This window comes from Sphingomonas phoenicis (genome assembly GCF_047238005.1).
GTDB lineage: Bacteria > Pseudomonadota > Alphaproteobacteria > Sphingomonadales > Sphingomonadaceae > Sphingomonas.
Genome location: NZ_JBDFMC010000002.1, coordinates 1,554,673 through 1,566,981, shown reverse-complemented (window position 1 = coordinate 1,566,981; position 12,309 = coordinate 1,554,673). Strand labels below are relative to the sequence as shown.

Here is a 12,309-nt window from a genome sequence, read left to right as displayed (position 1 = left end):
AAGGTCCCCCGCAACCGGTCGTTTCCTCGATTGTCAGCCAACCGGTAAGGTGCGGAGATGATGGAATCGATCGGTATCAAGGCAGCAGGAAGCGTGACGCGCATCGCGTCGGCCGCCCCTGTGTCGCCCGTGCGCAGCACAACGACCGAGACGACGACGCCAGTCGCCGCCCCGGACCCCACGGCTCTTGCCAGGTCGCTGGCGGCCTCGCCCCCGGTCGACTCCGACCGGGTGTCGCAGATCAAGGCCGCGATCGCGAAGGGCACGTTTCCGCTGCTGCCCTCCACGATCGCCGACCAGATGATCGCCCTGAAGCTGGCATGGAACCCCAATGACAAGGCGTGACGCGCTGATCCGCATCATCGATGCGCTCCACGCGGAGATCGCCGCGCTGAAGGCCAACGACGTGCGTGCGCTGGAACGCGCCACGGCCGACAAGCTGGCCGGCATCGACGCGATCGCCGCGACCGGCACCGGCCCCGCCGGCCCCGACCTGCGCGAACTGGCGGACGAGGCGAACCGCCTGAACGAGACGTGCCGCATCTACGTCAACCTGATGGCGGCAAATACCCGCCGCCGCCTGCAAACCCTGACCGGCAACGCCTTTGCCGGCGCACCGCAGGGCATGCGCGGCAGCTACGCCTAGCGCGCCTTCTTCCTGCGGGCGAGCGAGGCTCGCGAGGCGCGACAGCCGTTGCGCCGGAAATGGCACGCCTCTTGCTGATACCGGTCCGAACAGGAACGGTATTCGTGAGCATCAACCCCATCGCCACTGCCAGCGTCACGTCGGCCATCGCCTTTGCGAGCAGTCGCACGGGCGTGGACTTCGACTATCTGCTGGGTCAGGCCAAGGTCGAGAGCGGCCTGAACGCCACCGCCCGCGCGGGCAGCTCGTCGGCGACGGGGCTTTTCCAGTTCATCGAATCCAGCTGGCTCGCGGTCGTGAAGAAGCACGGCGCCGAGCATGGCATGGGCTGGGCAGCGGATGCGATCGGCCAGACGTCGTCGGGCCGCTTCACCGTGTCGAGCCCGGCGATGCGCCAGCAGATCCTGGCCCTGCGCAACGATCCCGCCGCCGCCAGCCTGATGGCGGCCAGCCACGCGTCGGACAACGGCCAGGCGATCGGCCAGGCGCTGGGCCGCGAGGCGACCGGTACCGACCTGTACATGGCGCACTTCCTGGGACTGGGCGGGGCGACGAAGTTCCTGTCGGCGATGGAGGCGAACCCGAACACCAGCGGTGCCGCGCTGTTCCCCGCCGCCGCCCGCGCGAACCGCGGCGTCTTCTACGAGAATGACGGATCGCCGCGCTCCCTGTCCGAGATCTACCGCCGCTTCGCCGGCAAGCTGGGGCAGGGCGCCGACAGCGTCGCCGAGACGAAGGCCGCCAACCTGTCGTTCGCGGCACAGGCGCTGGCGATGGGCGACGATACGACGGTGGTGACCGGCAGCAACGAGAGCGCGACCGACGCGCTGGCCTGGGCGAACTCCACCCTCGGCCGCTTCGGCACGCAGGGGCGGGCGCAGGCCAGCATGATGCGGCCGACGCCGGATACGGCGCGGCTGGCCTATATGATGCTCGCACGGATGGGCAGCTGAGATGGGGCGGATACTGGCCCAGGCGCGCGGATCGGCGCTGCCGCTCGCGATCCTCCTCCTCGTCGTCGTCATGGTGGTGCCGATCCCGGCGGCGCTGCTCGACGTCTTCTTCGTCGCCAATATTGCGATCAGCCTGGCGGTGCTGATGGTCGCGCTGAACGCGCAGAAGCCGCTCGACTTCTCCGCCTTCCCGACCGTCCTCCTGTTCGCCACCCTGTTCCGCCTCGGCCTGAACGTCGCCTCGACCCGCATCGTGCTGGTTCACGGGCACGAGGGGGAGAGCGCCGCCGGCCATGTCATCGAGGCGTTCGGCACCTTCCTGATTGGCGGCGACTATGTCGTCGGCATCTTCGTCTTCGCGATCCTGATGATCATCAACCTGATCGTCGTGACCAAGGGCGCGGGCCGCGTGTCGGAAGTGTCCGCCCGCTTCACCCTCGATGCCCTGCCCGGCAAGCAGATGGCGATCGACGCCGACCTGAACGCCGGCCTGATCACGCCCGACGAGGCGAAGGCGCGCCGGGTCGAGGTGTCGACCGAGGCCGACTTCTACGGCTCGATGGACGGCTCGTCCAAGTTCGTGAAGGGCGACGCCGTCGCCGCGATGCTGATCCTGGCGGCCAATGTCATCGGCGGGCTGATCCTGGGCCCGGTCAGCCACGGCATGACCATCGCGGCTGCCGCCAAGAGCTATATCCTGCTGGCGATCGGCGATGCGCTCGTCGCGCAGCTGCCCAGCCTGATGCTGTCGATCGCCGCCGCCGCGATCGTGACCCGCGTGTCCTCCGACAAGGACCTCGCCGGCCAGATCGGCGGCCAGTTCGGCGCGTCGCGCACCTGGACGCCGGTGGCGGTGATCCTGTTCCTGCTGGGCGTCTTCCCGGGGATGCCGCACCTCGTCATCCTGACCGCCGCCGCCATCGCCGGCTTCGCCGCGTGGAAGCTGCGCCAGATCGAGCGTCGCCCGGTCGTCGTCGAGGCGGCGCCCGTCGCCGAGGCCGCCGATCCGTCGAAGATCGGCTGGGACGAGGTGACCGACGGCATGCAGGTCAACCTCGACATCGGCTACGGGCTGGTGCCGCTGGTCGACGAGCGTCGCGGCGCGCCGCTGATGGGGCGGATCACCGGCGTGCGGCGCCAGCTGTCGAAGGAACTGGGCTTCGTCGTCCCGCAATGCCGGGTCCGCGACGACATCAACCTGGCCCCCTATACCTATCGCATCATGATCGGCGGCGTCTGCGTCGGCGAGGATCAGGTCTCGCCCGACGAGATGCTGGCGCTCGACACCGGTCAGGCGTTCGGCGCGCTTAAGGGCAAGCAGACCAAGGATCCCACCTTCGGCCTGGACGCGACCTGGATCAACGCCGCCGACGCCGATGTCGCAACGGGCGCCGGCTATCTGGTGGTCGATCCGGGCACCGTGATGGCGACCCACCTGAACCACGCGCTGGGCCAGAACGCCGCCGAGCTGCTGGGCCCCGACGACGTGCAGAGCCTGCTCGACGGCCTGAAGGAGCGCGCCGCGCACCTCGTCGCCTCGCTGTGCCCGCAGCCGTTGCCCCTGACGCAGCTGACCCAGGTGCTGAAGGGCCTGCTGAACGAGGGCATCTCGCTCAAGGAATTCCGCCGGATCGCCGGCGCGATCGCCGCGGTCGCGCCGCGCACGCAGGAGCCGGAGGACATCATCGAGGCGATCCGCCCGACGCTGGGGCCGCTCATCATCCAGAAGCTGTGCGGGGTGCGCGAGCCCCTGCGCGTCATGACCCTGGAGGGACAGTTGGAAGCATTGCTGGGCCAGGCCGCCCGCGCCGACACCGCGCGCCGGCACGTCATCGAACCCGATCTGGGCCGCCGCATCGTCGAGGCGCTGCAGATGGCCGCACAGCCGTTGATCGCCGAGGCCAAGCCGTTCGCGCTGGTCGTCCAGCCGGCGCTGCGCCTGTCGATCCGCAAGCTGGTGCGCACCGTGCTGCCCGACACGCCGGTCCTGTCCTTCTTCGAGGTACCCGAGGAGAAGGCGGTCGAGGTCGTCGCCGTGATCGGCGGGCCGCACCAGCAGCAGGCGCTGGCGGCATGAGCGCGGAACCGATGAAGGGCGCGTTCGACAACGCCGCGCCGCTCACCTACCGGCCCGCGCAGAAGCCGGGCGGGGAGGGCGAGACGCTGATCCGCCAGCACCTGCCGCTGGTCCGCCGCATCGCGTGGCATGTCCACGGATCGATGTCGACGATCGTCGAGGTCGAGGATCTGGTCCAGGTCGGCCTCGTCGCGCTGGTCGAGGCCGCGGCCGCGTTCGAGGATCGCGGGCAGGTGACGTTCAAGCAGTATCTGGTCACCCGCCTGCGCGGCGCGATGATCGACGAGCTGCGCCGCCAGGCGACGACGACCCGCGGTGCGATGCGCCGACGGCGGCAATATGCCGATGCGGTGAACAAGCTGACCGCGCTGACCGGCCAGCCGCCCGCGGAGGGCGCGCTGGCGGCACAGCTGGGCGTTTCGGTCGAGCGGTTGCGTGCCGACTATCAGTCCGCCGATGCGGTCCGCTTCGATTCGATCGACGAGGTCTATTCGGACGATCTGCCCTGGTTCGCCGACGACAGTCCGGACGCCTTCGCACAGCTGGCCGACGGCGAGCTGCGTTCCGCCCTGATCGCCGCCATCTCGGCCCTGCCCGAGCGGGAGGCGCAGGTGATCCAGCTCTATTATGTCGAGGAACTGAACCTCGAGGAGATCGGCCAGGTCTTCGGCGTCGGCTCCGCCCGCGTCTGCCAGATCAAGGCCAGCGCCCACGCCAGGCTGAAAAAGGCGCTGCAGCGTAGATAAAACCGAAACGGACCTTGTTCCGTTCGACGATCCGCGATCGATCGCGGATGCTGGCGTCTCAATCGGGGGATTGGGACCATGCGATATCGAGATCTGGCCGGCTATATGCTGGCGGCGTCGCTGCCGATGACGGCGGCGGCGCAGGAGGCCGCGCCGCCGGCGGCCGACAGTCCGCGCGTCGAGAAGGCGCGGCTGGATGACCGCAGCGAGGCGCTGAAAGCCGAGCAGGACAAGATCGCGGAACGGCTGAAGACGCTGGCACCGGACGAGGACGAGCCCGCACCGGGGGGCCAAGATAGCGACGGACCGGGCAGCTTCGCCGGGCTGAAGCTCGGCGTCGGGCTGTCGCTGACGATCGACATCGGTGATCGCGACCGGGTCAGCGAGGCCCAACTGGTCGACCGTACCGTTCGCGTGACCGACCAGGACAATGGGCGTGCCCGCATCATGCTGGAGTCGCACTACTTCTTCAAACCCGGTAGCAGGGACGACCGCGGCATCGGCCCGTTCATCGCGATCCAGCCCGGATCGGGCGAGATCATCGATGCGATAGGAGCGGGGCTGATGTTCGGCTTCCGTCGGGAAAAGAGCACCCAAAGCTTCAACATCGGCGTCGGGCTGGTGTTCGATCCGAACACCCGTATCCTCGGCGACGGCTTCGTCGCCAACCAGCCGGCGCCGGATGGCGAAACCGAGGTCCGCTACCGCGAGACTCTCCAGACCGGCGTCCTGCTGCTGACGTCCTTCTCCTTCTGACGAACGAAAACCCCGGCGTTCCCCGCAAGGGAAACGCCGGGGTTCTTGCTGCCCCTCCCGGAGGGAAGGGCCGGCGCCGACACCCCAATCCGTGGGGGCAGGTGCCGGCACCGAACCGGATTACTGGAGCAGCTTCAGCACCGACTGCTGCGACTGGTTCGCCTGGGCGAGCATCGCGGTCGAGGCCTGGCTGAGGATCTGCGCCTTGGCGAGGGCCGTCGTCTCGGTCGAGAAGTCGGCGTCCTCGATGCGGCTGCGGGCGTCGGTCAGGTTGGTCGTGGTGGTGGTCAGGTTGTTGACCGTCACCGACAGGCGGCTCTGCACCGCGCCCAGATTGCCGCGCACCGACGAGATCTTGTCGAGTGCCGCGTCGATCTGGCCCATCGCGGCGCTGGCGCCGGCCTGGCTGGAGATGTCTACGGGCATCGTCTCGTTGCCCGAGCCGCCCGAGGCGTTCAGACCGATCACGGCCGCTCCTGTGCCCTCCAGGCGGATCGGACCGCCCGTGGTCGACGACAGGGTCAGGACGCCGGCATTGTTCGATGCGGTGACACCGGACTGCGCCGTGACGCTGTTGATCGCGGTGACATAGGCATCGGCCTGCGCGCTGGCGCCCGCGGTCGAGGCTGCCGCCGGGACGGCGAAGCCGTTCACCTTCAGCGTGTTGACCGCCAGCGCGGTGCTGGCCGTCACGATCGTGCCGGTGATCGACTGACCGTCGGAGGCATTGAGGCCGGTGCGGCTCAGGTCGGTGGCGACCGTGCTGCTGATCGTCAGCGCCGAGCCGTCCTTGTTCGTCATCGAGACGTAGCCGGTCTGCGCCGTGACGGTGCCGAACGCGCTGCCGGTGGCGGCGATGTCCGAACCGTCGGTGTTCGACAGGGTGACGCGGCCGTCCGATTCGATCTCGGCGGTGACGCCGTAGGTCGCGGAGTTGCTGTTGATCGCCTTGACCAGCGCGGCGGTGTCGGTCTGTGCGCCGATCGCCTTGCCGTTGATGGTGCCCGCTGCGATCGTGCCGGCGACGGCGCCGGTGGTGCTGTAGCTGTTCGATGCGACCGCGGTGACGCCCAGGGCGGCATTCGCGTTCACCTTGGCGGCCAGATCCTTGGCGGCATCGGTGGTGGTGATCGTCGTACCGCCGGTGAAGGCGACCTTGCCGTTGATCAGCAGCGTGGCGCCGACTGCGCCGCCGGCGACGCGGCCGGTGATCGACTGGCCCTTGTTGGCGAGGCCCAGATCGTCGGTCGACACGGCGCCCATCGTCACCGACACGGTGTCGGTCGCGGCGGTGCCGGTCTGCAGCTTCAGGTTCTTGACCGACCCGTCGAGCAGGTTCAGCCCGTTGAAGTTCGTGGTCTTGGCGATGTCGTTGATCTGGCTGGTCAGCTGCTTCACTTCGGACTGGAGCGCAGCGCGCTCCGACGAACCGAGCGTGCCGGTGGCCGACTGGGTCGCCAGCTCCTTCATGCGCTGCAGCATCGTGGTGACTTCGCCCAGCGCGCCTTCGGCGGTCTGCGCCATCGAGATGCCGTCGTTGGCGTTGCGGACCGCGACGGCCATCGACTTGATCTGGCTGGTCATGCGGCTGGCGATCGCCAGGCCGGCGGCATCGTCCTTGGCCGAATTGATGCGCTTGCCGGTCGACAGGCGCTCCATGGCGGTCGACAGCGCGGAATTGGCGCCCATCGATGCATTGGCGGCGCGCAGCGCCGAGGTGTTGGTTCCGATAACGGTCATGATTCTGGTCTCCGTCTTGACGCTTCTACCGCCGCCCCCAGAGCGGAGGGCCGAGCCGTCACAGCAAGGAACGACCGGCCGGCGCCGGGCTTAAGCGGGAAATTGCATTGCCCCCGACGATCGCCGGTCCCTCGTACGTGCGGGGATTGCCCCGCGGGGGCGGGCGCCGGCACGGGCGGGGGCGCAGACCCGCGCGCCCGGAAAATATCTGCCGGCAGGGGGCAGGAGTTTACCGGCGGTTTACCTTCAACGGTGCAATCGGGTGTCGAACCCGAGGACCACCATGCGAACGATCTTCCCCTCTGCCGCGATCACCCGGAACCGCTACGCGATGATCTCGTCGCTGCGCGCGCAGGGGTTCGCGATCGGTGCGCCCGATACCCAGCCGCGGGCCGGCGACCTGTTCATGGTCGCGGAGGGTGAATCGGTGCTGCTGCCGGCACGCACGCTGATCGTCGGCGAGGCGGAGGGCGCCGACGGGCGGCGCATCGCCCCGTCGCGCGACGGCGGCCCGCACCGGATCGCGTTCGGATCGTCGGACGCGGCGGTCGGCAACGCCTTCGTCCGCGCCATGGCCGGCGGGCCCGACCTGCCGACCGCCGCAGATCCGGAGACGCTGGCGCTGTTCGCGCTGGCCGAACGGGTGGCGCAGGCTGACATCACCGTGCTGATCAACGGCCCGACCGGCACCGGCAAGGAAGTGCTGGCCCGCACCATCCACCTGAATTCGGATCGCCGGGACAAGCCGTTCATCGCGATCAACTGCGCCGCCCTGCCCGAGACGATGCTGGAAGCGCTGCTGTTCGGCCATCAGAAGGGCGCGTTCACCGGCGCCTCGTCGGGCGGCGAGGGCTTCTTCCGCGCGGCCGACGGCGGCACCATCCTGCTCGACGAGATCGCGGAGATGCCGGTGTCGCTCCAGGCCAAGCTGCTGCGCGTGCTGCAGGAGCGCGAGGTGGTGCCGATCGGCGCGTCGGTGCCGCAGCCGATCGACGTCCGCGTCATCGCCTGCGCCAACCGCGATCTCCAGGCGGAGGTCGCCGCCGGCCGCTTCCGCGCCGATCTCTATTACCGGCTGGCGGTATTCCCGCTGACCACCAAGGCGCTGGCCGACCGTCCGGAGGACGTCCCCGCACTCGCCGCCACGATGATCCTGCGCCATGCCGGCACCCGCGCCGTGGTGCCGTGGCCGACCACCGACGCGATCGAGAAGCTGAAGGACTATGACTGGCCCGGCAACGTTCGCGAACTGGAGAACGTGATCCAGCGCGCGCTGCTGTTCGCCGGCGGCGATACGATCGAGGCGACCGACATCGTCTTCGACCGCCCGGTCACGATGAGCTTCGCACGGACGATCCCGGCGGAGGTCACCCCGATCCACGCCGCCGCCCAGCCGGTGTCGCGGGCCGATGCGACGGTGCCCGAATCGCTCGGCAAGGTCGTCCAGATGAGCGAGTTCGCGGCGATCCGCGACACCCTGCGGGCGTGCGGTGGCAGCCGGATCGAGACCGCGCGCCGCCTCGGCATTTCGGAGCGGACTCTGCGTTATCGCCTGGCGAAGGCGCGCGAGCAGGGCGAGGACATCGTTCCCGTCGCCACTGACTGGAAGGCCACCGCATGAGCGTCGGTGGAGTGGGCGGCGTCGGCGGCGTCGACCGGGTGATGCAGCTCAGGGCCCAAATCCTGGAGCGCAACCAGGCACTCGCCCGGGCCAGCAGCGCGCCGGTGCCGACCGGCCCGGCCGAGGCGAAGCCGACCAGCTTCGCCGACACGCTCGACGGTGCGCTGAAGAGTGTCAACGAGGGCCAGAACGCCGCGGCCAAGATCAGCGACAGCTACGAACGCGGCGAGACGGTCGACATCGCCAAGGTGATGCTGGCCCGCCAGCAGGCGTCGGTCGGGTTCGAGGCGACGCTGCAAGTCCGCAACAAACTGCTGTCCGCCTACAAGGACATCATGAGCATGCCGGTATAATCGATGAGCACCGCCCTCACCACGACACCCGCCGCGCTGCCGGAACGGTTCGCCAATCCCCTTCAGCAGATGAAGGGCGTGATGGCCCAGCCGGCCGTGCGCCGCGCCGCGCCGATGGCGCTGATGGTCGGCCTGGTCGGCGCCGCCGCGCTCGCCTGGGCGACGCTGTCGACGCCGACGCAGAAGACGCTGTTCGCCGGTCTGGCCGATGCCGACAAGGCGGCGGTCGTCCAGTCGCTGGAACAGGCCAATATCGGCGCGCATGTCGATGACGCGACCGGCGCCGTCACCGTCGACGAGGAAAGCTACAGCCGCGCACGCATGCTGCTCGCCAGCCAGGGCCTGCCGAAACAGGCGCCGGGCGGCTATGCGATCCTCGACCAGCTGCCGATGGGCGTCAGCCGCGCGGTGGAGGGCGAGCGCCTGCGCCAGGCGCGCGAGACCGAACTCGCCCGCTCGATCCAGGACATCGATGCGGTGATCGAGGCGCGCGTGCACCTCGCCACGCCGGAAGCATCGGTGTTCGTACGCGACAACGCCGCGCCGTCGGCCTCCGTCATCGTCAAGCTGGCCGCCGGGCGCAGCCTGTCCGACGCGCAGGTGTCGTCGATCATCAATCTCGTCGCCTCGTCGGTGCCGGGGATGAAGCCCGACGCGGTCACCATCGTCGATCAGGCCGGCGCGCTGCTGACCAAGGCGGCCGGCCGCGACGCCGCCAGCATCATGGGTGACGAGCGCATCGATTTCCAGCGCCGGGTCGAGGACAAGTACCGCCAGCAGCTGACCCAGCTGCTCACCCCGCTGCTGGGCGGTGGCAATTTCTCCGCCGAGGTGCAGGCCGACGTCAATCTCGACGAGACGCAGGCGACGCGCGAAAGCTACGAGAAGCAGGGTGCGCTGCGCGCCGAGACCGGCCAGTGGACCGGCGACCAGAAGACCGGCGGCGGCCCCGGCGGCATCCCCGGTGCGCTGTCGAACACGCCGCCACCCGCCAGCATGCTCCAGGTCCCGACCCCCGCGGTCGGTGCCAGCGGCGGGCCGCAGCCGGTCGCCGGCGGACCTGCGCCCGATCCCGCCAAGCAGTCCGACAGCTACCAGCGCGCCTACGATCTGGGCCGCGAGGTGTCGGTGACCCGCGCGGCACCGGGATCGGTCAAGCGCCTGTCGGTCGCGGTCGTCCTGCGCGAACCGGAGAAGGGGCGCCGCACGCAGATGGAGATCAACCAGATCACCGATCTGGTGAAGAGCGCGGTCGGCTTCGACCAGCAGCGCCAGGACAATGTCACCGTCATCAGCCGCCAGTTCGCCGGCGCGCCGACCGACATGGCCGACAAGGCGCCATGGTACGACAACAGCTGGCTGCCGATGCTGGCACGCAACCTGACCGCGATCCTGATCGCGCTCCTCGTGCTGTTCCTGGGCGTTCGTCCGCTCGCCAAGGCGCTGATGAAGAAGCGCGACGACGCGGTCGAGCCGCGGCTCGCCACCGCGCAGCCGGCGATCGGCCCCGACGGCCAGCCGACCGCACCGATGCCGATGGTCGCGACCCCTGTCAGCCTCGACCAGATGCAGGCGACGCAAGGGTATGACGAGCGGATCGGTGCGGTCCGCGGCTTCACCCGCGACAATCCGGCGCGCGCTGCGCTGGCGGTCCGCGACATGATTAAGGCCGACGCGAAGTGACCGCACTCGCCGCCCCTCCGCGGGCCTATACCGGGATCGAGCGGGCCGCGGTCCTGATGATGATCGTCGGCGAGGAAGAGGCCGCCGCGATCCTCCAGAAGCTGGAGCCCGACGAGGTGCGCCAGCTGGGCGCCGCGATGTTCGCGGTCGCCGACGTGTCCGAGCAGGAGGTGGAGGGCGTGCTGGACGATTTCGTCGGCCGCGCCCGTGAGCGGACCGGCATCACCTTCGATCCCCGCCCCAAGGTCGAGGCCGTGATGAATCGCGCGCTGGGCGCCGAGAAGGCGGAGAGCGTGCTCGCCCGCATCACGCCCGCGGAGGCGGCGTGCGAGCTGGAGCTGCTCGACTGGATGGAGCCCGCCGACATCGCCGCGATGATCGAGAAGGAGCACCCCCAGATCGCCGCCGTCCTGATCGCCAATCTCGATCCCGCGGTCGGCGGCCAGGTGCTGGAGATCCTGCCCGAGTACATGCAGCCCGACATCCTCCACCGCATCGCCAAGCTGGGTCCGATCACGCCCGAGGCGGTCGAGACGCTGAAGCAGCTGCTCGCCCAGCGCAGCGGCACCGGCGGCGGCCAGCAGGTGTCGCTGGGCGGCGCGCGCGAGGCGGCAAAGATCCTGTCGGGCGCGCGCAAGTCGGTCGAGCAGCGGGTGATGCCCAAACTGTTCAAGATCGACCGCGACGTCGCCAAGGCGATCGAGGAGGCGCTGTTCGTCTTCGACAACCTGCTGGAGATGGACGACAAGAACCTGGGCACGCTGATCCGCAACGTCGACGGCGAGGTGCTGGTCAAGTCGCTGAAGGGCGTCGACGAGGCGATCCGCAACCGCTTCCTGGGCTGCATGTCGGCGCGCGCCGCCGACGGCATCCGCGACGAGATGGAGGCGCGCGGACCGATGAAGCTGGCCGAGGTGCTGGAGGCGCAGAAGGCGATGATCGCCATCGCGCGCAACCTGGCCAAGGACGGCACCATCCAGATGGGCGCGGGCGAGGACGACTATGTCTGAGTTCGTCGCCGGCTTCGCCGCCCGTCACGAGGTCGCCGCCGGGCTGCTCCGCGCCGCCTTCGCGCCCGCCGCCGGCTTCTCACCCGCGGACCCGCGCGCGCGCTTCGCGCCGCCGGCCATGGGAGAGGGCGGGCCGAAGCATTTCAGCCCCGCTAACCGGGCCGAGAACCCCACCGCCGGCTGGAATCCACTGGATGCCGAGGCGGAGCCGACGCCGTTCATCGATCCCGTGGAGGCCGCGCACGCCGCCGGCTATGCCGAGGGACTCGCCGCCGCCGCTGCCGCCGCCAGTGCCACCCAGGTGCGCGACGACACGCTGCTCGCCGGCATCGCCGGATCGCTGGCCGGCGACCGCATCGATCGCGAGGCGATGGCGACGCAGCTGCGCCAGACGGTGCTGCTGCTGGTCACCCGCATCGTCGGCGATGTCGGCGTCGCGGCGGAGCGGCTGGCGGCACGGATCGACGTCGCCACCGGCATGCTCGCCGACGCCGCCGAATCGGCGCTGCTGCGCGTCCATCCGGACGATGTCGCATTGCTCGACGGGCGGCTGCCCGCCACCATCTTCCCGGTCGGCGATGTCACGCTGGATCGCGGCAGCTTCGTCCTCGAAAGCGCGTCGACGGTGGTCGAGGATGGTCCGGCGATGTGGCTGGAGCAGCTCGCCGCGGCGATCGATCTGGTGCCGCTGCCCGCCATGACCGCCGCGGCCTGAAGGGCGACG

The 12,309-nt window shown here is 69.7% G+C and carries 11 protein-coding genes and 2 pseudogenes; 11 read left to right on the top strand and 2 right to left on the bottom strand.

Going from position 1 to position 12,309, the window contains the following annotated elements:
* The first annotated feature begins 57 nt into the window (after window positions 1-57).
* The 6 genes from flgM to ABC319_RS08730 all read left to right on the top strand — a co-directional run bounded on the left by flgM (window position 58) and on the right by ABC319_RS08730 (window position 5,178).
* Complete coding sequence (gene flgM, locus ABC319_RS08755; protein WP_413069849.1) at window positions 58-345, top strand: flagellar biosynthesis anti-sigma factor FlgM; 288 nt, start codon at window positions 58-60, stop codon at window positions 343-345.
* Window positions 332-646 carry a flagellar protein FlgN gene (locus ABC319_RS08750; RefSeq protein WP_413069848.1) on the top strand — a complete coding sequence of 105 codons (315 nt, stop codon included), beginning with the start codon at window positions 332-334 and terminating at the stop codon, window positions 644-646. Before flgM ends, ABC319_RS08750 begins: the two co-directional genes overlap by 14 nt.
* A gap of 104 nt (window positions 647-750) precedes the next feature.
* Window positions 751-1,599, top strand: a complete 849-nt coding sequence (locus ABC319_RS08745) for a lysozyme family protein (RefSeq protein WP_413069847.1) — start codon at window positions 751-753, stop codon at window positions 1,597-1,599.
* A 1-nt stretch (window position 1,600) separates the two neighbouring features.
* Window positions 1,601-3,676: a flagellar biosynthesis protein FlhA gene (gene flhA, locus ABC319_RS08740; RefSeq protein ID WP_413069846.1), complete on the top strand. Its 2,076-nt coding sequence runs from the start codon at window positions 1,601-1,603 to the stop codon at window positions 3,674-3,676.
* Entirely contained in the window at window positions 3,673-4,422 is a 750-nt protein-coding gene (locus tag ABC319_RS08735) for a FliA/WhiG family RNA polymerase sigma factor (protein WP_413069845.1), read from the top strand. Before flhA ends, ABC319_RS08735 begins: the two co-directional genes overlap by 4 nt.
* Before the next feature lie 78 nt (window positions 4,423-4,500).
* The gene (locus tag ABC319_RS08730) at window positions 4,501-5,178 is read left to right on the top strand and encodes a hypothetical protein (protein ID WP_413069844.1); all 678 of its coding nucleotides are present in this window, start codon (window positions 4,501-4,503) and stop codon (window positions 5,176-5,178) included.
* Window positions 5,179-5,298: 120 nt separating this feature from the next.
* Here the strand turns inward: ABC319_RS08730 and ABC319_RS08725 are convergent.
* Window positions 5,299-5,559, bottom strand: a pseudogene (locus ABC319_RS08725) (flagellin); the annotation flags it as partial.
* A gap of 498 nt (window positions 5,560-6,057) precedes the next feature.
* Window positions 6,058-6,918, bottom strand: a pseudogene (locus ABC319_RS08720) (flagellin N-terminal helical domain-containing protein); the annotation flags it as partial.
* A gap of 283 nt (window positions 6,919-7,201) precedes the next feature.
* Between ABC319_RS08720 and ABC319_RS08715 the strand changes: the two are divergent.
* From ABC319_RS08715 to ABC319_RS08695, 5 genes are read left to right on the top strand one after another with little or no spacing between them, the layout of a single operon-like run.
* The gene (locus ABC319_RS08715) at window positions 7,202-8,539 is read left to right on the top strand and encodes a sigma-54 interaction domain-containing protein (protein ID WP_413069843.1); all 1,338 of its coding nucleotides are present in this window, start codon (window positions 7,202-7,204) and stop codon (window positions 8,537-8,539) included.
* Window positions 8,536-8,892, top strand: a complete 357-nt coding sequence (gene fliE / locus ABC319_RS08710; protein WP_413069842.1) for a flagellar hook-basal body complex protein FliE — start codon at window positions 8,536-8,538, stop codon at window positions 8,890-8,892. The genes ABC319_RS08715 and fliE overlap by 4 nt, the downstream gene beginning before the upstream one ends.
* Window positions 8,893-8,895: 3 nt before the next feature.
* Window positions 8,896-10,575, top strand: a complete 1,680-nt coding sequence (gene fliF / locus ABC319_RS08705; RefSeq protein ID WP_413069841.1) for a flagellar basal-body MS-ring/collar protein FliF — start codon at window positions 8,896-8,898, stop codon at window positions 10,573-10,575.
* Window positions 10,572-11,585 (top strand): flagellar motor switch protein FliG, encoded by a 1,014-nt coding sequence (gene fliG, locus ABC319_RS08700; protein ID WP_413069840.1) that lies wholly within the window; start codon window positions 10,572-10,574, stop codon window positions 11,583-11,585. The genes fliF and fliG overlap by 4 nt, the downstream gene beginning before the upstream one ends.
* The gene (locus ABC319_RS08695) at window positions 11,578-12,300 is read left to right on the top strand and encodes a FliH/SctL family protein (protein WP_413069839.1); all 723 of its coding nucleotides are present in this window, start codon (window positions 11,578-11,580) and stop codon (window positions 12,298-12,300) included. The genes fliG and ABC319_RS08695 overlap by 8 nt, the downstream gene beginning before the upstream one ends.
* Window positions 12,301-12,309: the final 9 nt, after the last annotated feature.